Raw genomic sequence first — 20,033 nt, forward strand, 5'->3', positions numbered from 1 at the left:
TAATGTCTGGTAATGATGGCAGAGAGGTCACACCCGTTCCCATACCGAACACGGAAGTTAAGCTCTCTAGCGCCGATGGTAGTTGGGACCTTGTCCCTGTGAGAGTAGGATGTTGCCAGGCAATATTATTCCGCAGTAGCTCAGCGGTAGAGCTATCGGCTGTTAACCGATCGGTCGTAGGTTCGATTCCTACCTGCGGAGCCATTGGAGAGCTGTCCGAGTTGGCCGAAGGAGCACGATTGGAAATCGTGTATACGTCACAAGCGTATCAAGGGTTCGAATCCCTTGCTCTCCGCCATAGGATTTATAATATTTGGCCCGTTGGTCAAGTGGTTAAGACACCGCCCTTTCACGGCGGTAACACGGGTTCGAATCCCGTACGGGTCACCACTTTGGAGGATTAGCTCAGCTGGGAGAGCACCTGCCTTACAAGCAGGGGGTCGGCGGTTCGATCCCGTCATCCTCCACCATATGAATTTTATATAAATAGTATTATCGCGGGGTGGAGCAGCACGGTAGCTCGTCGGGCTCATAACCCGAAGGTCGCAGGTTCAAATCCTGTCCCCGCAACCAAATGGTCCCGTGGTGTAGTGGTTAACATGCCTGCCTGTCACGCAGGAGATCGCCGGTTCGACCCCGGTCGGGACCGCCATTTTAATAAGGCTCGGTAGCTCAGTCGGTAGAGCAGAGGACTGAAAATCCTCGTGTCGGCGGTTCGATTCCGTCCCGAGCCACCATTTATTTTAATAAAATACGCCGGCTTAGCTCAATTGGTAGAGCAACTGACTTGTAATCAGTAGGTTGGGGGTTCAAGTCCTCTAGCCGGCACCATGTAAGTTTCGGAGGGGTAGCGAAGTGGCTAAACGCGGCGGACTGTAAATCCGCTCCTTCGGGTTCGGCAGTTCGAATCTGCCCCCCTCCACCATTTACATAGGGGCATAGTTTAAAGGTAGAACTGAGGTCTCCAAAACCTCCAGTGTGGGTTCGATTCCTACTGCCCCTGCCAAATATATTTACACAACATGGCGGTTGTGGCGAAGTGGTTAACGCACCGGATTGTGGCTCCGGCATTCGTGGGTTCGATTCCCATCAGTCGCCCCATTTTTATTTTTAAAATTACAAATAATTTAATTGATACTTACATATAATTAAGTAAGAATTCGATGGGCTATAGCCAAGCGGTAAGGCAACGGACTTTGACTCCGTCATGCGCTGGTTCGAATCCAGCTAGCCCAGCCATTTTTGCGGAAGTAGTTCAGTGGTAGAATACAACCTTGCCAAGGTTGGGGTCGCGGGTTCGAATCCCGTCTTCCGCTCCAATGAAATTTAATATGGCGGCATAGCCAAGTGGTAAGGCAGAGGTCTGCAAAACCTTTATCACCGGTTCAAATCCGGTTGCCGCCTTTTCTTTTGTGCCGATGTGGCGGAATTGGCAGACGCGCACGACTCAAAATCGTGTTCCTTCGGGAGTGTCGGTTCGACCCCGACCATCGGTATCATGAACGTCGTAAAAAAACTCTATACAATTAGTATAGAGTTTTTTTTGTTTTCTTTTCATTACATGACAAAATAAGCACAAAAAGTGTACGGTGAGTAAACTGCGAAACATTAAAAGGATAAAAACAAACATTCAATTTTATCCTTTTAATTGCGGTATTCTATAATATTCCCTTCGAGCACTCTAGAGAGAATTTCTCCACCCCGGTGACATGAAGTTAAATCCGACACCACCAGTAGATATTAGTACATGATCAGCTGTTAATTTCGTAATTTCTAAAAACTTCTTTTCAAACTTTTCTCTGTTGTATTTGTACATAGTTGAGTGGCACGACCACATGTGCGTTGAAGTACTCAACCAGTCCCCTAATTCCTTCAATTCAGGAAACGCCTCAAATTGGATTGGTTCATCTAATTTCATGAATCTTACTTGATAGATAGTTGGGTTTAACTTCTCTCCTATTCCTTTAAAAGCATGTGATTTTTTCTCATTTGAATGTGTCATAATTCTCCCTCCACCTTTTCTTCAAATTTTTCCCTATTTTTATTGTACAGCAATAGAAAGTAATTATGGGAATATTATGGAAATGGGTATCGGCAATATAAAAAGACTCTAACAGAAATGTTAGAGTCTTTTTTGTTAAATTATATTATGTGATGCTAAAATTCGTAATAAACTTAGGAATTCATGTATAATATAACTTGTCGAAAGAACAAAATGATAGTGATTTATATTATGTCTGTAATATGAATCAAAAATGAACTTTTTATATTTCTTTTAAAAATGTGTTGAACACACATTATATTTCATATTAATATTTTTATGTAGATTTAAAACGAGAAAGAGAGTGGAAAGTATGGGCCGTAAATGGAACAATATTAAAGACAAAAAAGCATCGAAAGATGCAAATACAAGCCGTATATACGCGAAATTTGGACGTGAAATTTATGTGGCGGCAAAACAAGGAGAGCCAGATCCAGAATCAAACCAAGCGCTTAGAGTCGTATTAGAACGTGCGAAAACATACAATGTACCAAGAACAATTATTGATCGTGCAGTTGAAAAGGCAAAAGGCGGTTCAGAGGAAAATTATGACGAGCTTCGTTATGAAGGATTTGGACCAAATGGAGCTATGGTTATTGTAGATACACTTACAAATAACGTAAACCGTACTGCAGCAGATGTACGAGCTGCATTTAGCAAAAACAGTGGTAACATGGGTGTAAACGGTTCTGTAGCTTACATGTTTGATGCGACAGCTGTTATCGGCCTTGAAGGTAAAACATCAGATGAAGTTCTTGAAATTTTAATGGAAGCAGATGTTGATGCACGTGACATTCTAGAAGAAGAAGATTCTGTTATCGTGTATGCTGAACCTGATCAATTCCATTCAGTACAATCTGCACTTAAAGGTGCTGGTGTTGAAGAATTTACAGTTGCAGAATTAACAATGCTTGCACAAAGTGATGTTACACTTCCCGAAGATGCTCAAGTACAATTTGAGAAAATGGTTGATGCATTAGAAGATTTAGAAGATGTGCAACAAGTTTACCACAACGTAGACTTAGGAGAATAATACGATAGAAGCCCTGTCCGTTTAACGGATAGAGGCTTTTTTATGAAGTTAATTAAGTTGATGAATTAGTAAAGGTATTTTGTTGTAGACAGGGAATATGCTTATAGGGATATATGAAATAATCATTATTTCTAGGAGGTTTAATATGGAACATAAAACACCAAAGCATATCGTTGCTGTAGCAGGTTATTTAACAAATGAAAAAGATGAAGTGTTATTAGCTAAAGTACATTGGCGATCGGATACGTGGGAGTTGCCAGGAGGACAGGTGGAAGAAGGAGAAGCGCTAGATCAAGCAGTTTGTAGGGAAATGTTTGAGGAAACCGGTTTAACTGTGAAGCCGGTTGGAGTTACAGGTGTTTACTATAATGCTTCTATGCATATTTTAGCTGTTGTTTTTAAAGTGGCATATGTGAGCGGTGAAATAAAAATTCAACCTGAAGAAATACAAGAGGCTAAATTTGCTGCTTTAAATGAAGAGAATATAGATGAGTATATAACGCGTCCTCATATGAAATCCAGAACGCTTGATGCGATGAGAGCAACACATTATATTCCGTACGAAACGTGGGAAGTACAGCCGTATAGTTTAATAGGAAGATTGTAAAGAAAAGAGTGACTGATTTGAGATACATTCAAATCACTACTCTTTTTTTTGTATACTGTTTAAGAAAAAGGTCAAAATAATAATAGCGCTAGTATTGATTTGTAGAACGTTTGTTCTGTATAATGGATTTATCCCGCTATTTGCCGGGCAGCTCAATTGGTGAGGGCTAATAATCAGTGGGGATGAACAAAACCTCCACTGATTAAAGTTTCACTTTATATGTTATATACATTTAGATTACTAGATAGTTAAAAGTACATATATTTGTAGATGATATAATTAAAGTGTAAAGTGAAAATATAATAGTCTTAAGGGTTACTCTCTTATTGGTTATTCGTACTTTAACATACCTATATTCAATATTTCAGATGAATAGTAGATAAAAAAAGACTGTGATACAATACTTTTTTATCCGACTATTTGCTGGGCAGTAAGCCTGATTGATGAGGGCTTATTAAAGTTTCACTTTATACCTTACAATGATGTAAGGTACGTGTAAGAGAAATCGATGGGATATTTTTTTACAACAATGTATTCTTAAAGTAAGAGTTATATGCTGTGTGGAAAAGAGGTGTTCAAGATGAAAGAACGAGTATTATCTAGGGTGAACTATCATCAAAAAGTTGCATTAAATCCAATGACTAAACTTTTTTATAAAGCCATTATATTATTATTATTGTTAAGTTGTACGTTATTATTCATTGGAAATGTAATGATTGAGCAAAGTGATATTAGTAAATTACATGTGCCGGCTAAGTTAGAGGTACCAGAATCATTAACACATGCATTTATTGCGACAGAAGATAAAAGATTTTATCATCATAACGGTTTAGATTATATAGCAATTATTAGGGCCTCTGTTGAGAATATAAAGGCTGGTGGTGTCGTACAAGGAGGAAGCACGATTACACAGCAGCTATCTAAAAATGCTTTTTTAACGAATGAACGTACATTTTCTCGTAAGTGGAAAGAGATTTTTTATACGAAAAAAATTGAACGTACATTTACGAAGGATGAAATTTTAAAATTATATGTAAGTAACATTTATTATGGAGAAGGAGCATGGGGAATTGAAAAAGCAGCAAACCTTTACTTCGGTAAAAAGGTGAACCAATTAACGTTGGCTGAAAGTGCAATGATGGCTGCTGTAGTAAAAGCACCTGCTTATTACTCACCTGCCCAAAATTATGATAAAGCAGTAGAGAGACGAAATGTCGTTTTGAGACTAATGGAGAAAGAAGGCTATATAAGTCATGATGAGTATGTTCAAGCAGTTAGTGAGAAATTGGTAATTCGTCATGATATAAAAATAGAGCAGTCGATGTTAAATAGCGCGCGTAAAAAAGCAGTAAGTTAAGAGAAGTTCCTACAGAGGAGCTTCTTTTTTTGAATAAATTGTGACAAATTGTGACACAATATCGTCACAATTATTGTGTTTTTGTAATTTATGTGAGCGTGTTCATTGCGTGACGTATATAAGTGTTGATATTATGTGTATTGTGTACAATGCTGTATACAGAATATGAATTTAAAGAGGAATGTATATGAAATCAAATAAACTCATGGCTCTTGGTATAGTTTTTTCTATCGCAGTATTGATTGTAATTGGAACAATTGCGTATAGCATCATAAATGACAAAAAAGATAAAGGGAATGAGATGTTTGCTTATTCCACGCAACAATCTTTAGGGAAAGATGATGCTCCAGTTAAGGTAGTTGAATTTGGAGACTTCAAATGTCCTGCTTGTCGTACTTGGGATGTAACAGTATTACCTCGATTAAAAGAAGAGTATATTGATAAAGGCAAAGTGCAGTTATATTTTATTAACTTCCCATTTATCGGAAAAGACTCGGATTTAGGTGCAGCAGCTGGTGAAGCAATTTATAAACAAGATAAAGATTCATTCTGGATTTTCTATGATGAGATTTATCAAAATCAAAAGAAAGATACGGAAGAATGGATTACAGAAGATTTGCTTCTTAGCATTGTGAAAGAGAAACTTCCAAAAGTTGATGTAGAGCAATTTAAGAAAGATTTACACAGTAAAGAAATTACAGAAAAAGTACGTAAAGATTCAGATCGTGCTCAAAAATTAAAAGTTCAAGGTGCTCCTTCAGTATATGTAAACGGAAATCTTGCAAACCCTGATTTCGATAGTATGAAGAAGGCCATTGATAAAGAATTGAAAAAGTGATGAGGTCTCTCATCACTTTTTCGACTTTTTTCGATAAAATTCTTGCCTCTATTTTTTTAACATGCTATACTACTTTACATAAGTTATTCTAATATCTTATATGTAATTCATATTTGCGGGTGTAGTTTAGTGGTAAAACAAGAGCCTTCCAAGCTCTGGTCGAGAGTTCGATTCTCTTCACCCGCTCCAAATTTTATTAAATGTTTTTCTATAAATTGTGATCAACGCAGTGTTTCGTTTCCGAGATAAACGAGGCATTGCGTTTTTTAATGTTTGAAAAATATAATTACATGCGAAAATAGAAGTAAATAATAGTATTCCAAAAGTGAATTACTAACCAATAAAGTCGTTACATAAGGGATGATGGATTCATCTGAGGAGGCGATTAAGAGTGGATTTTGAACAATTAAAGCAAGATGTAATTGCGTATAGTAAAACAATTGGCATAGATAAAATAGGCTTTGCGAGTGCTTCTCCTTTTGAGGAATTAAAGCAGCGCTTAATCCAGCAACAACAATTAAATTATCAATCTGGATTTGAAGAGCCTGATATAGAGAAGAGAACGAATCCGCAACTTTTATTACCGGGTGCTAAATCAATTATTGCGATTGCTTTAGCATATCCTTCAAAATTAAAAAATGCACCATTAAGTAAGCGTGGAGAACGCCGTGGAATTTTTTGCCGTGCTTCTTGGGGACAAGATTATCATCTTGTTTTACGAGATCGTTTGCAAAAATTAGAAGCATATTTAATTGAAAAACTTCCGGATATAGAAGTGAAGTCCATGGTTGATACAGGTGAATTAAGTGATCGAGCTGTATCAGAGCGTGCAGGCATTGGCTGGAGTGGGAAAAACTGTGCTATTATTACACCTGAATTCGGTTCGTACGTATACTTAGGGGAAATGATTACAAATGTTCCATTCCCGCCAGATAAGCCGATAGAAGATCAATGCGGGGGCTGTACGAAATGTATCGATATTTGTCCTACAGGTGCTTTAATACAGGGGGGACAGTTAGATTCGAAGAAGTGTATTGCGTTTTTAACACAGACGAAAGGATTCCTACCTGAAGAATATCGCGATAAAATAGGAAATCGTATATATGGATGTGATACGTGTCAGACTGTTTGCCCGAAAAACAAAGGAATGGATTTTCATAATCATCCTGAGATGGAGCCGGACCCTGAGCTAGTTAAACCATTATTAACGCCACTTTTAACAATTAGTAATCGTGATTTTAAAGAGAAATATGGGATTATGTCAGGGTCATGGAGAGGGAAAAAGCCACTGCAAAGAAATGCGATTTTAGCATTAGCACATTTTAAAGAAGCATCGGCAATTCCTGATTTAATTGGTGTTATGAAAGATGACCCAAGACCGGTATTGCGCGGAACGGCAGCATGGGCACTTGGGAAAATTGGGGGAGATGGAGTAGGCGAAGCGATTGAGAAAGCGATGGAACGTGAGAAAGATGAAGAAGTACTTCATGAAATGAAGCGCGGGCTTGAATTGTTAGCACAGAAAAAAGAGTAGATAATATTTCCCTTTTTCATATTGTAATATGGGAGGGAAACGAAATGGCTGTAAAAATGAATATTGAAAAGCAAGTACAACAGTTTTTAGCATATATCACAGAGAAACGAACAGACGTGGATGGTATTGCTGAGGATTTACTACAAATGGCACAGAGAAAGAAACAATTGTTTCAAAGGCGTAGTGCACATATAGTGAAAGCAACTGCGGATGTTTCTTTCATTAGACAATTAAATAGTAATGACCATCAAGAAATTGATTATCAAATACATTTTAAATATTTAATTAAGCATAAAGAATTATTTTATATTGAAGAGGAACAATTAAAACGAAGAGTTTGTTTAAATAATAGTCGGATTATAGGCGATTATGATATTGAAGTGTCAGAAGAAATTAGAATGGGTGAGACATTAGAAAGGGAAATTACGAAAGAGAAGTACGGTTCTTATCAGTATAATCGTTTAGAGGCAGTGAAATATGCAGAGCGTTGGTGGGATGACCGAAATCCTATGTATCGTAATTTCCCTGATAATTGTACGAATTTTATTTCTCAATGTCTTCATACTGGAGAAGTACCTATGAACGGATATCCTAATATTCGTAAAGGATGGTGGCAAAGGGAGAATCAGTGGAGTTGGAGCTGGGCTGTTGCACATTCTTTTTATTGGTATTTGTCAGGTGCTACAACAGGACTTCGAGCAGAGGCGGTAGAGAGGCCAGAAGAACTTATTCTTGGAGATGTTATTGCTTATGATTTCGAGGATGACGGAAGATGGAATCATACGACGATTGTAGTAGCAAAAGATGCAGATGGTATGCCGCTTGTAAATGCACATTCAGCGAATAGCCGTCGACGTTATTGGAACTATGAAGACTCTAGTAAATATACACCACAAATGAAATATAAATTCTTTCATATTATTAATGGGTAGAGATTTTTCGCTCAAGTGGTATAATACGTAGTAGACAAAAAACAGAGGTGAATATCGCGTGGGAGTACATGTTGTTTTATATCAGCCAGAAATTCCAGCAAATACAGGGAATATTGCTCGTACTTGTGCAGCAACTGGAACAGAATTACATTTGATTAGACCGCTTGGATTTTCAACGGATGATAAAATGTTAAAGCGTGCCGGATTAGATTATTGGCAGCACGTGAAAATTACGTATTATGATTCAATTGAAGAATTTTATGAAAAAAATAAAGATGGTGAATTCTTCTATTTAACGAAGTATGGCGAAAAAGCTCATACAGCGTTTGACTATAGCAAGCGCGAGAAGGATTACTATTTTGTATTTGGAAGAGAAACAAACGGCTTACCAGCTAATGTAATCGAAGAAAACTTTGATCATTGTTTACGTATTCCAATGACAGATAAAGTACGTTCATTAAATTTATCTAATACAGCAGCAATTTTAATTTATGAAGCGTTCCGTCAACAAAATTACCCTGGATTAGATTTAGAAATCGTTTATTAAAAGTCGCCATATGGCGACTTTTTTTTATAAAATAAAAATAATATGTAATCATACATTTAAAAGAGAGGACATAATCATATAGAATGGGATATATGATTAAAAATAGATAAGACGGGTTGAGATAAATATGAAGGAAGAATATAGTAATCAAAATACCTTTTTAAGTATGATAGATATGGATTTAATTAGACAAGGATTATTACATGCTATTCAAGATTTAGTATTTATTTTGAAAGTTATTGATGATGAAACGTTTAAATATATGTATGTGAATAGAATAGGAATGGATTATGCTAGGTTAAGCGAAGAGTGCTATGGAAAAACTTTTGCAGAAGTATTACCAAAAGATATAGCGGGGATATTGCAAAGGCAATATGAAAAAGTAGTGAGAGAAGCGAAAGCACACACATTTTGTGATGTAGTCAAATTACAAAAAGGTGAGATACATTATGAATCTTCACTTAATCCTGTCTGCGATGAAGAAGGAATATGTCAATTTGTTATTTGTATTACAAGAGATATTACAGCTCAAATTGAGGAGAAGACAGAGATAGAGGAAAAACAAATGTTATTTAAGTCGTTACTAGAATATAATAATGACTCAATTATATCTATAGATTCTATAGGGAGAGTTACATATGCAAACCCGGCAACGTATGAAATATTTGGATACCGGTATGAAGAGTTAAATAATAAATTTATTTTTGAATTCATTAATAAAGAATATGAAAAAGACTTTCAAATTCTATTTAAAGGAGCTCTGCAGGGAAGAGCAAAACAAATTGTTTCAAAGAAATATGTTCATAAAGAAGGGTACGAGCTATATATTTCTTTGAGAACTATCCCGATTATTGTGAACGGTGAAATTGTTGGAGTTTATATTGTTACGAGAGATGTTACAAGGCAAGTATTAAACGAAATGCGAACAGAATATTTAGCCTACTATGACCAGTTAACGGGATTAATGAATAGAATTTCATGTACAAATAAGTTAAATACTTTTTTAAAAGAGAGTATAAATTTTGCGCTTGTATTTATAGATTTAGATGAGTTTCATCGTATTAATGATACATTTGGTCATAAAGAGGGAGATAAAGTATTACAAAAAGTTACAGAATGTTTAAGCAATCTAAAAATAGAAGGTATGCACTTATTTAGAGAACACGATGATCAATTTGTTATGTTAATAGAAAATATAACGAAAGAATGTGTAGAGGAAATTGCAAAAGGCATACTGAAAAATATTAGTGAATATTTTGTAATCGAGGAAGAAGATGTATATTTAAGTGCGTCAATTGGAATTGTAATGGCTCCAGCAGATGGAGAAGATGAAAAAATACTATTTCAGAGGGTCGATGCTGCTTTAGAAAAAGCAAAAGAAAAAGGAAAAGGACATTATCATTTTTATTGTAGTGGATTAGACTGTGAGCGTGAACAAAGGTTTATAATAGAAAACCAGTTACATCGTGCTATAGAAAAAAATGAGTTTTTCTTATATTATCAGCCACAAATTAATATTGAAACGAAAAAAATAGCTAGTATGGAAGCTTTAATAAGGTGGGAGAATAAGGAATTAGGATTTGTTTCTCCAAATCAATTTATTCCGTTGGCAGAAAGAACAGGATTTATTATTAAGCTCGATGAATGGGTAGTAAATCAAGTGTGTCAGCAACTGCGCGAATGGTTAAATAAAGGATATGAAGTGGTCCCAATTGCAGTTAATATTTCAGCTAGACACTTTCGCTCTATTACATTAATAGAGATGATTACACGGGCTTTAAATAAGTACAATGTACCAGCTTATTTATTAGCGATAGAGGTTACAGAAGGAGCTCTTATACATAAAGATATATCGAAGAGAGTGTTACTACAATTAAAAGAACAAAATTTAAAGATTCATTTAGATGATTTTGGAACAGGCTATTCATCTTTAAGTTACTTGAAAACATATCCAATTGATACTTTAAAAATTGATCGTTCTTTTATGGAAGGTATACATATAGATGAACGTGATACGAATATTACAGCTGCAATTATTCATTTAGCTCATACTTTAGAACTGAATGTAATTGCAGAGGGAGTAGAAAAAAAGGAGCAAATACAGTTTTTGAAAGAAAAGAATGTGAAGCTTGTACAAGGTTATTATTATAGTCGACCATTATCCAAATATGATATGGAAAATATGTATTATAAATAATGTATAAAAAAATGATGTGCTAAAAGCACATCATTTTTTATGTGTACCTGGTTTGTCATTGTAACCAGATGTAAAAATAGCTGTAAGAAATGTGAGTGATACACCTAAAATTAATAATAATTTCATACTAATATCCTCCTTACTTTTTTCGGTTCACGAGTTCTATTTATTACCCAAAATGTATGTAAGGTTCTTAGAAGAAAAGAATTTATTTATAATGAATAGCAGTGTGAAAACGTTAATACCTATATTATACAGAATTTTCTTTGAATTTTGGAGAGAATTTTAGCGTGCTATTATATATTTCGTTTTGATTTAAAGAATGTTTAAGGACATCCTAGCATACCTTTTATAATAATCCGATTGAACAAGGAGATGGGGGAGGAGCTATAATGGATATTCTAAAAAAGATTGAACAGCATCGAGCAGCAGAAGAACGGTTACAATGGGAAGGTACGTTTGCGGAGTATTTGGAGCTTGTGAAAGAAAGACCATGGGTGGCTCAAACAGCACACTCTCGCATTTACAATATGATAAAAGATGCTGGAATTGAAGAAGTTGATGGTAGAAGAAAGTATAACTTCTTTAGTAATCAGCTCTTTGGATTAGAGGATGCTCTAGAACGTCTTGTAGAGGAATATTTTCATCCATCCGCAAAACGATTAGATGTTAGAAAAAGAATTTTATTATTAATGGGTCCTGTTAGTGGAGGGAAATCAACGTTAGTTACGATGTTGAAACGAGGATTAGAAACATATTCACGAACAGATCGTGGAGCAATTTTTGCAATTAAAGGATGCCCAATGCATGAGGATCCACTGCATTTAATTCCACATCATTTACGAGATGATTTCTTTGATGAGTATGGGGTTAGAATTGAAGGAAATTTATCACCACTAAATGTCATGCGTTTAGAGCAAGAATACGGATCAAGAATTGAGGATGTAGTTGTAGAGCGTATTTTCTTCTCTGAAGATCGCCGTACAGGGATTGGTACATTTAGCCCGTCTGATCCAAAATCACAGGATATTGCAGATTTAACAGGTAGTCTGGACTTTTCTACGATTGCAGAATATGGTTCAGAATCAGACCCGCGTGCGTATCGATTTGATGGAGAATTAAATAAGGCGAACCGAGGAATGATGGAGTTCCAAGAGATGTTAAAATGTGATGAGAAGTTTTTATGGCACTTATTATCGCTTACGCAAGAAGGGAATTTCAAAGCGGGAAGATTTGCGCTTATTTCAGCAGATGAATTAATTGTAGCGCATACGAATGAAACAGAGTATCGCTCATTTATAGCAAATAAGAAAAATGAGGCATTGCACTCAAGAATTATTGTAATGCCAGTTCCTTATAATTTACGAGTAAGTGAAGAAGAACATATTTATGAAAAAATGATTCGTGAAAGTGATGTGTCGAATGTTCACATTGCACCACACACACTTCGCGTTGCAGCAATGTTCACTATTTTAACTCGTTTAAAAGATCCGAAGCGTCCGGATATTGATTTAATTAAAAAGATGCGTTTGTATGATGGAGAAACGGTAGAAGGTTATAATGCGATTGATGTAGAGGAGCTACAACGAGAATATCAAGATGAAGGTATGAAGGGTATTGATCCTCGTTATGTCATTAACCGAATTTCGTCTACAATCATTCGAAAAGAGGTACCATCTATTAACGCGTTAGATGTACTTAGATCTTTAAAAGATGGGCTGGATCAGCATCCATCGATTAGTAATGAAGACCGTGAACGTTATATGAATTTCATCTCATTAGCGAGAAAAGAATACGATGAAATCGCAAAGAAAGAAGTACAAAAGGCGTTTGTTTATTCATATGAAGAATCGGCTAAGACACTTATGGATAATTATTTAGATAACGTCGAGGCGTACTGCAATAAATCGAAATTACGTGATCCGTTAACAGGAGAAGAAATGAGTCCAGATGAAAAATTAATGCGCTCAATTGAAGAGCAAATTGGGATTTCAGAAAATGCTAAGAAAGCGTTCCGTGAAGAGATTTTAATTCGCATTTCTGCTTATGCCCGTAAAGGAAAACGCTTTGATTATAATTCACATGAACGTCTTCGTGAAGCGATTCAGAAAAAACTATTTGCTGATTTAAAAGATATAGTGAAAATTACAACATCAACGAAAACGCCAGACGAAAATCAGCTTAAGAAAATCAATGATGTTGTTGCGCGTTTAATTGATGAGCATGGCTATAATTCTTCTTCAGCAAATGAATTATTACGCTATGTAGGTAGCTTGTTAAACCGATAGTTTGATAACAAAACGCTGTCTCTTGTATTTTGCGGGACAGCGTTTTATTATCCGTTCATATGTGTATAAAGTGTCATACCTTGTCCAAATGTAATAAATTAAGATGCAATTTCATGAATTTATTGTCAATTATTTTTACAATATGCATATGATAGAGTAACCAACCATTCATACGAAAAAAGCCAACACAATACAATATGTTGCAAAGTAAAAATGTGTGCAACAATGCATTGTGTTTCTTTCTTATCAGTGGCTGAATATTTCTTTCTATTATGTGAGTGGCAAAATTTTGTTTAGGATGCTCGGGTATTGTATGAAAAACGTTATAAATGTTTATGGGATGATTTTCTGTGGGCAGTTACCTTTCAAATATTCTAGCTTGCACAGTACAGAACAAAATTTATAGATTGCTGTTCATAAAGGAAGACAATTACAGTAAGGAGGGAAAGGAATGGGCGAAGAAAATCAACCAAATTATACGATTTCACAGGAAAACTGGTCCCTCCATCGCAAAGGATATGACGACCAACAACGCCATCAAGAAAAAGTACAAGAGGCAATTAAGAATAATTTACCCGATCTTGTAACAGAAGAAAGTATAGTTATGTCTAATGGCAAAGATGTTGTAAAAATACCAATTCGTTCTCTAGATGAATATAAGATTAGATACAATTATGATAAAAATAAACATGTTGGGCAAGGAAACGGTGACAGTAAAGTTGGTGATGTCGTTGCGAGAGATGGATCAGGTGGTCAAAAACAAAAAGGGCCAGGAAAAGGGCAAGGAGCAGGAGATGCAGCTGGGGAAGATTACTATGAAGCTGAAGTCTCTATTTTAGAATTAGAGCAGGCGTTTTTCAGAGAGTTAGAGCTGCCTAATTTAAAGAGAAAAGAAATAGATGAAAATCGGATTGAACATGTTGAATTTAATGACATTAGAAAAACAGGATTATGGGGAAATATCGATAAGAAACGAACAATGATATCTGCATATAAACGAAATGCGATGCGTGGTAAAGCATCTTTCCATCCAATTCATCAAGAAGACTTAAAGTTCCGCACTTGGAATGAAGTATTAAAGCCAGATTCAAAGGCTGTTGTGTTAGCGATGATGGATACGAGTGGATCGATGGGAATGTGGGAGAAGTATATGGCACGTAGCTTCTTTTTCTGGATGACAAGATTTTTACGAACAAAGTATGAAACAGTTGATATTGAATTTATTGCTCACCATACAGAAGCGAAAGTCGTCACAGAAGAAGAATTTTTCTCAAAAGGAGAAAGTGGCGGAACAATATGTTCTTCCGTATATAAAAAGGCATTAGAACTGATTGATAATAAATATTCACCAGACCGCTATAATATTTATCCATTCCATTTTTCAGATGGTGATAATTTAACATCAGATAACGCTAGGTGTGTAAAGCTTGTGGAAGAATTAATGAAGAAATGTAATATGTTTGGATATGGGGAAGTGAATCAGTATAATCGCCATAGTACACTCATGTCAGCCTATAAAAATATTAAAGATGAAAACTTTAGATACTATATTTTAAAGCAAAAAGCAGACGTATTTCATGCGATGAAAAGCTTTTTTAGAGAAGAATCAGGTGAGAAAATGGCATAACCTCTTTTAAAGAGGTTCTTTTTTTGTAAACTTTTTATTTTTTTAGTTGACAATGATAATGAAAATCATTATCATTTATTCGAGAAATGATTACATTTCGAATTATATATTTTGGAGGAGATGTAAACTTGAAACAAAATAAAAGAAAACGTATAAATGCAATGATTATAGCGGCGGCGTTATCACTTCCGTTTGCTGTTTATTCAACACCTGCTTTAGCGGCAGTGGCAATTGAGGCGAATAAAACGGGACAAGGTTTAGAAGATGGTACATATGATGCTGTTATTAAAGCGTATAAAGATAAAACGAATGAAGAGTCTATGGCAGCTGTTTATATAAAGGATCCGAAATTAACAATTGAGAATGGAAAGAAAATTGTAACAGCAACGTTAAGTGATAGTGATTTCTTCCAATACTTGAAAACAGAGGATATTCATACGCCAGGTGTGTTTCATGATGTAAAGGTCCTATCAGAAGACAAAAAGAAAAATGGGACGAAGGTTATTCAATTTGAAGTTGGAGAATTAGGAAAAACATACAATATGCAAATGCATATTTATATTCCAACGATGGCCTATGATAATAAATATCAAGTGCAGTTTGAAGTGAATGCTATAAATTTAGAAAACAATGTTTCAGAAAAACAAAAGGAAAATAAAGAGGAGCAACAAGATGAAAACGGAAATGTAATATTAGATAAGCAATTACAAAAATATATTAATAAATATAACTTAGATAGAGATAATGTAGATGCGCCAATCACAAAGAAAGATTTATTACAAATTAAAACATTATCCATTTATTCAGGTAAAGGGATAAATGAAATAGCTGGTTTAGAGTATATGACAAATTTAGAGAAGTTGACGTTACGAGAGTCTAATGTAACAGATATATCAGCTATCTCGAAATTGAGAAGTTTGAAGTACGTTGATTTAACTTCTAATTCAATTGAAAGTATTCATCCAATTGGGCAATTAGAGAATATTAATATGCTTTTTTTAAGAGATAATAAAATTTCTGATCTTACACCATTAAGTAAAATGAAAAAAATCAAAACATTAGATTTAATCGGTAATAACATTAAAGATATCCAGCCATTATTTACATTATCAACTATGAAACAATTATACTTAGCAAATAATCAAATCAGTGATCTTAATGGAATTGATCGATTAAATAATGTGGAACTATTATGGATAGGGAACAATAAAATTAATAATGTTGAATCTATTAGTAAAATGAGTAATCTTATTGAACTAGAAATTGCTGATAGTGAAATAAAAGATATATCACCATTATCTCAATTAGGAATTTTACAAGTGCTGAATTTAGAAGAGAATTATATCTCTGATATATCGCCGTTGAGCACTTTAACAAATTTACATGAGATAAATCTTGGAGCAAATGAAATTTCTGACGTAAGGCCTGTTGAGGAATTAGGTAAGCGAATTTCAATTGACATTCAAAGACAAAAAATCTTTTTAAATGAAGCAAGCGTAGATGAGGAATTAAAAATCCCAGTATACAACCTTAAGGGAGAACCACTTCAAAATATTAATGTAAAAAGTGAGGGGGCTACTCTGAATAACGGATTTATAAAATGGAATAGTCCTGGAGAAAAAATATATGAATTTAAACTAGATACTAATTCTACTGAAAGTAAAATAAGATTTAATGGTACGGTTATACAGAATATAGTTGAAAAACAAAAAGAACGTGCAAATGTAATTCTCGATAAAACTTTACAACAACATATTAATAAAGAGAATTTAGGTAGAGAGAACTTAAACGCTCCTATCACAAAAGAAGATTTATTACAGGTTAAAAAATTAGAGATACTTAAAGAAAAAGGAAATGAGATAAAAGATATAACAGGTTTAGAGTACATGACGAACTTAGAAAACCTTACTTTAGAAGGAGTAGGCCTGAAAAATATTGATTTCATCTCAAACTTGAAACGATTGAATAATGTGAATGTATCTCATAATCAAATTGAAGATATAACACCGCTATCTTCATTGAAAAATTTACAGTGGTTAAATCTTACTGAGAATCGTATTACAGATGTAACGGTTCTTGGCTCAATGTTAGACTTACTTAGTTTAAAATTAGCTGAAAATGAGATTCGTGATGTAAGGCCATTAATACAATTAGGTCAGTGGGTAACAATTGATGTTAGAAGGCAAAAGGTCATTTTGGATGATGCAGAAATAAATAAAGAAGTGAAAATACCTGTATATGATTTAGAGGGAGAGCCAATTGAAAAGATTACACTAAAGAGTGAAGGTGGAACTCTTACTGATGAGGGAATCATTTGGCGTACTTTAGGAGAAAAAATATATGAATTTGATTTAGATGCAGATCATTATGAGACTGGCATATTATATAGTGGCATTGTAATGCAGAATATAGTAGAAAAATTAATACCAAAAGAAGAAGTGAAAGAACCAACAAAGGAAGTTGAAGAGTCAAAAGAAGAAGTGAAAGAACCAACAAAAGAAGTGGAAGAAACAAAAGAAGAAGTGAAAGAACCAACAAAGGAAGTGGAAGAGTCAAAAGAAGAAGTGAAAGAACCAACAAAGGAAGTGGAAGAGTCAAAAGAAGAAGTGAAAGAACCAACAAAAGAAGTTGAAGAGTCAAAAGAAGAAGTAAAAGAACCAACAAAAGAAGTTGAAGAGTCAAAAGAAGAAGTGAAAGAACCAACAAAGGAAGTGGAAGAGTCAAAAGAAGAAGTGAAAGAACCAACAAAGGAAGTGGAAGAGTCAAAAGAAGAAGTGAAAGAACCAACAAAAGAAGTTGAAGAGTCAAAAGAAGAAGTAAAAGAACCAACGAAAGAAGTGGAAGAGTCAAAAGAAGAAGTGAAAGAACCAACAAAAGAAGTTGAAGAAGCGAAAGAGGAAGTAAAAGAGCCAAAAGGAAATAATCAGGTTGTTGAAAACGAAGGCAGAACAGCAGATACTTTAAATACACAACATGTTAATAAGACGGAGGAAGGAAAGAAATCTTTACCATCAACAGGCGGTGAAGCTAGCACATCGACTTTACTTTCTGGAATAACACTTGTTCTTTCCGCACTAAGTATGTTCGTATTTAGAAAGAGGTTATTTAAGAAATAAATAACGTTTAATCTTATTATTGTATATAATTAATGTTTGTCTTTTGTGTAATAGATAGAGTAAAACCCCATTCGTATGAAAATTATATTTCATACGAATGGGGTTTGTTAATTTTCTTTTTTCTCTCAGTCATCACGGATTCAGAAGTAATTTGAGGTGCCAATTGTTACATAATCTTTTTTATTTTTTGCGGAACTTCTTTCGTTTGCGAATTAACATCTTCCTTTCGCAGCTCTTTAAATAGCGAAGCAACCATAAGAACGACTACGATAGAAAATGGTAGTGCTGCGATTATAGCTGCAATTTGTAGTGCATTTAATCCTCCAGCTTGTAATAAAAGTGCTGCAATGATCGCGATTGTTAATCCCCATATAAGTTTTAAACTATTTTTCGGTGATAAGCTTCCGTTACTCGTTTGCATTGAAACAACAAATGTTGCCGAGTCGGCAGAAGTAACGAAAAATGTGGCTACTAAAATTAACCCGATAACCGTTAAAAATGTAGAGAATGGTAGGTGCGAAATAACAGCAAATAATCCAATCTCTGTACCATTTTTTGCGATTTCATCAGCTATCCCAAGCGATTGGAACATTTCCATATGGATAGCGGTACCGCCAAATACTGCAAACCAAAATGTACAGATAAGAGTTGGGACTAATACAACTCCAATAATAAATTCTTTTATTGTGCGCCCTTTAGAAATACGAGCAATGAATGTACCGACGAATGGAGACCAAGAGATCCACCATCCCCAATAGAAAATAGTCCAGTTTTCAATCCAAGAAGAAGATTTTTCACTAAATGCTCCTAAATTTAATCCCATACTAGGTAAAGCGCCGATATAAGAACCGAGTGTAGATGTGAAATATTTCATAATAAATACAGTTGGTCCTAAAATTAAAAAGGAGACGAGTAAAATACCTGCGAGAGAGAAATTCAAGTTACTCAAATATTTAATCCCACGATCTAAGCCAGTTTGCGCACTTGTTAAATATAAAACAGCGAAGATAGCTATAAGTACGAGCTGAGTAAGTAAAGTGTTATGAATAGAAGGGAATAAATAGCTTAATCCTCCGGCAATTTGTTGAGCACCAATCCCAACAGATGGCACAATGCCAAATACTGTGGCTAAAACAGCCAAAATATCGACTGTTTTTCCGATAGGAGAATTTTTCGATCGATTAAATAATGGAGTAACTGTAGCCCCAATTGTGCTACCTTTTTGTTTGCGGAATGTGAAATATGCAATTGTTAAAGCAACCATCGCGTATAGTGACCACGGAAAGAGTCCCCAGTGGAAAAATGAATATTGCATAGCGAGTTTGGCGCTTTCCTCTGTACCTGCTTTTCCTGTTAATGGATCTGTAAAATGTGAAATCGGTTCAGCGATTCCATAGAAGAGGAGTCCAATCCCCATTCCTGCTCCAAACAACATGGATAACCAAGATGAATAGCTGTATTTTGGTCTTTCTCCATCTTTACCAAGACGAATAGAACCGTATTTTGAAAAGGCTAAATAAGTAGCTAAAACAAGCATTGTGGTCATAAGTAGAGAGTAAAACCATCCAAATTTATTGAGGATAAATGAGTTTAAAGAAGATGTGATACTTTGTAAATCATGGCCTTGTATCCAGCTTGCTGGTATGACACCCCATATAATAAATAAGGTTGTAAGCAAGATGGAGATATAAAATACACTGTTCTCTTTTTTTATCATAGAATCCCACCTTTATTTAATAAAGTTAACAATTATATTAACCATAACAATTAAAGGGTGAAATGTCAAAAAATTCTCTTTTTAATATTTGTAAAAGGGAATTTTGATTGTTATAAGTTCATAATCAGCGGAGGTTAGATAAAGGAAAGGGTGTTCACGATATGTACAAATTATAGGAAGAAATAATATGAAATATTGC

Annotated in this window: 13 protein-coding genes, 16 tRNA genes and 1 rRNA gene; 28 read left to right on the forward strand and 2 right to left on the reverse strand. The window is 34.9% G+C overall.

Annotated elements, in window-relative coordinates; translation table 11 throughout:
* The first annotated feature begins 5 nt into the window (after positions 1–5).
* The 16 genes from rrf to BCG9842_RS02630 all read left to right on the forward strand — a co-directional run bounded on the left by rrf (position 6) and on the right by BCG9842_RS02630 (position 1,496).
* A 5S ribosomal RNA gene (gene rrf, locus BCG9842_RS02555) occupies positions 6–121 on the forward strand.
* Positions 122–129: 8 nt separating this feature from the next.
* Positions 130–204: transfer RNA gene (locus BCG9842_RS02560), tRNA-Asn, on the forward strand.
* Between the two features lie 2 nt (positions 205–206).
* Positions 207–298: transfer RNA gene (locus BCG9842_RS02565), tRNA-Ser, on the forward strand.
* A 17-nt stretch (positions 299–315) separates the two neighbouring features.
* Positions 316–390 (forward strand) — tRNA-Glu (locus tag BCG9842_RS02570).
* Between the two features lie 4 nt (positions 391–394).
* Positions 395–470, forward strand: a tRNA-Val gene (locus BCG9842_RS02575).
* A 26-nt stretch (positions 471–496) separates the two neighbouring features.
* A tRNA-Met gene (locus BCG9842_RS02580) sits at positions 497–573 on the forward strand.
* Positions 574–576: 3 nt separating this feature from the next.
* Positions 577–652, forward strand: a tRNA-Asp gene (locus BCG9842_RS02585).
* Positions 653–661: 9 nt separating this feature from the next.
* Positions 662–737 (forward strand) — tRNA-Phe (locus BCG9842_RS02590).
* Positions 738–755: 18 nt separating this feature from the next.
* Positions 756–831 (forward strand) — tRNA-Thr (locus BCG9842_RS02595).
* Positions 832–841: 10 nt separating this feature from the next.
* Positions 842–925 (forward strand) — tRNA-Tyr (locus tag BCG9842_RS02600).
* 7 nt (positions 926–932) lie between these two features.
* A tRNA-Trp gene (locus tag BCG9842_RS02605) sits at positions 933–1,006 on the forward strand.
* A 19-nt stretch (positions 1,007–1,025) separates the two neighbouring features.
* Positions 1,026–1,101, forward strand: a tRNA-His gene (locus BCG9842_RS02610).
* A gap of 63 nt (positions 1,102–1,164) precedes the next feature.
* Positions 1,165–1,239: transfer RNA gene (locus BCG9842_RS02615), tRNA-Gln, on the forward strand.
* 5 nt (positions 1,240–1,244) lie between these two features.
* Positions 1,245–1,319, forward strand: a tRNA-Gly gene (locus BCG9842_RS02620).
* 14 nt (positions 1,320–1,333) lie between these two features.
* Positions 1,334–1,404, forward strand: a tRNA-Cys gene (locus BCG9842_RS02625).
* 10 nt (positions 1,405–1,414) lie between these two features.
* A tRNA-Leu gene (locus BCG9842_RS02630) sits at positions 1,415–1,496 on the forward strand.
* 185 nt (positions 1,497–1,681) lie between these two features.
* Here BCG9842_RS02630 and BCG9842_RS02635 read toward each other — a convergent pair.
* Positions 1,682–2,002, reverse strand: a complete 321-nt coding sequence (locus BCG9842_RS02635; protein WP_000149824.1) for a DUF3884 family protein — start codon at positions 2,000–2,002, stop codon at positions 1,682–1,684.
* Between the two features lie 352 nt (positions 2,003–2,354).
* Between BCG9842_RS02635 and BCG9842_RS02640 the strand changes: the two genes are divergently transcribed.
* The 12 genes from BCG9842_RS02640 (at position 2,355) to BCG9842_RS02695 (ending at position 18,117) form a co-directional block, all read left to right on the forward strand.
* Positions 2,355–3,074, forward strand: coding sequence for a YebC/PmpR family DNA-binding transcriptional regulator (locus tag BCG9842_RS02640; protein WP_000532954.1), 720 nt, complete (start codon positions 2,355–2,357; stop codon positions 3,072–3,074).
* A 145-nt stretch (positions 3,075–3,219) separates the two neighbouring features.
* Positions 3,220–3,681, forward strand: a complete 462-nt coding sequence (locus BCG9842_RS02645) for an NUDIX hydrolase (protein ID WP_000400450.1) — start codon at positions 3,220–3,222, stop codon at positions 3,679–3,681.
* 580 nt (positions 3,682–4,261) lie between these two features.
* A complete protein-coding gene (locus tag BCG9842_RS02650) occupies positions 4,262–5,038 on the forward strand; it encodes a transglycosylase domain-containing protein (RefSeq protein ID WP_000664718.1) in 777 nt (258 codons plus the stop codon).
* Positions 5,039–5,225: 187 nt separating this feature from the next.
* Positions 5,226–5,876 carry a DsbA family protein gene (locus tag BCG9842_RS02655; protein WP_000841308.1) on the forward strand — a complete coding sequence of 217 codons (651 nt, stop codon included), beginning with the start codon at positions 5,226–5,228 and terminating at the stop codon, positions 5,874–5,876.
* Between the two features lie 115 nt (positions 5,877–5,991).
* Positions 5,992–6,065, forward strand: a tRNA-Gly gene (locus tag BCG9842_RS02660).
* 202 nt (positions 6,066–6,267) lie between these two features.
* On the forward strand, positions 6,268–7,410 hold the full coding sequence (queG, locus tag BCG9842_RS02665; RefSeq protein WP_000345208.1) for a tRNA epoxyqueuosine(34) reductase QueG: 1,143 nt from the start codon (positions 6,268–6,270) through the stop codon (positions 7,408–7,410).
* A gap of 44 nt (positions 7,411–7,454) precedes the next feature.
* Positions 7,455–8,342: an amidase domain-containing protein gene (locus tag BCG9842_RS02670; protein WP_000279323.1), complete on the forward strand. Its 888-nt coding sequence runs from the start codon at positions 7,455–7,457 to the stop codon at positions 8,340–8,342.
* A gap of 58 nt (positions 8,343–8,400) precedes the next feature.
* Positions 8,401–8,889, forward strand: a complete 489-nt coding sequence (gene trmL, locus BCG9842_RS02675) for a tRNA (uridine(34)/cytosine(34)/5-carboxymethylaminomethyluridine(34)-2'-O)-methyltransferase TrmL (RefSeq protein ID WP_000538147.1) — start codon at positions 8,401–8,403, stop codon at positions 8,887–8,889.
* Positions 8,890–9,016: 127 nt separating this feature from the next.
* The gene (locus BCG9842_RS02680; protein ID WP_000657163.1) at positions 9,017–11,086 is read left to right on the forward strand and encodes a sensor domain-containing protein; all 2,070 of its coding nucleotides are present in this window, start codon (positions 9,017–9,019) and stop codon (positions 11,084–11,086) included.
* 392 nt (positions 11,087–11,478) lie between these two features.
* Positions 11,479–13,374 carry a PrkA family serine protein kinase gene (locus BCG9842_RS02685; RefSeq protein WP_000353273.1) on the forward strand — a complete coding sequence of 632 codons (1,896 nt, stop codon included), beginning with the start codon at positions 11,479–11,481 and terminating at the stop codon, positions 13,372–13,374.
* Between the two features lie 451 nt (positions 13,375–13,825).
* A complete protein-coding gene (gene yhbH, locus BCG9842_RS02690) occupies positions 13,826–15,001 on the forward strand; it encodes a sporulation protein YhbH (RefSeq protein ID WP_000503516.1) in 1,176 nt (391 codons plus the stop codon).
* 128 nt (positions 15,002–15,129) lie between these two features.
* Positions 15,130–18,117 carry a leucine-rich repeat domain-containing protein gene (locus BCG9842_RS02695; protein ID WP_000812450.1) on the forward strand — a complete coding sequence of 996 codons (2,988 nt, stop codon included), beginning with the start codon at positions 15,130–15,132 and terminating at the stop codon, positions 18,115–18,117.
* A 166-nt stretch (positions 18,118–18,283) separates the two neighbouring features.
* Here BCG9842_RS02695 and opuD read toward each other — a convergent pair whose 3' ends face one another.
* The gene (gene opuD / locus BCG9842_RS02700) at positions 18,284–19,834 is read right to left on the reverse strand and encodes a glycine betaine transporter OpuD (protein ID WP_000591601.1); all 1,551 of its coding nucleotides are present in this window, start codon (positions 19,832–19,834) and stop codon (positions 18,284–18,286) included.
* Positions 19,835–20,033: the final 199 nt, after the last annotated feature.

It is taken from the genome of Bacillus cereus G9842 (assembly GCF_000021305.1).
Taxonomy (GTDB): Bacteria; Bacillota; Bacilli; order Bacillales; family Bacillaceae_G; genus Bacillus_A; species Bacillus_A thuringiensis_S.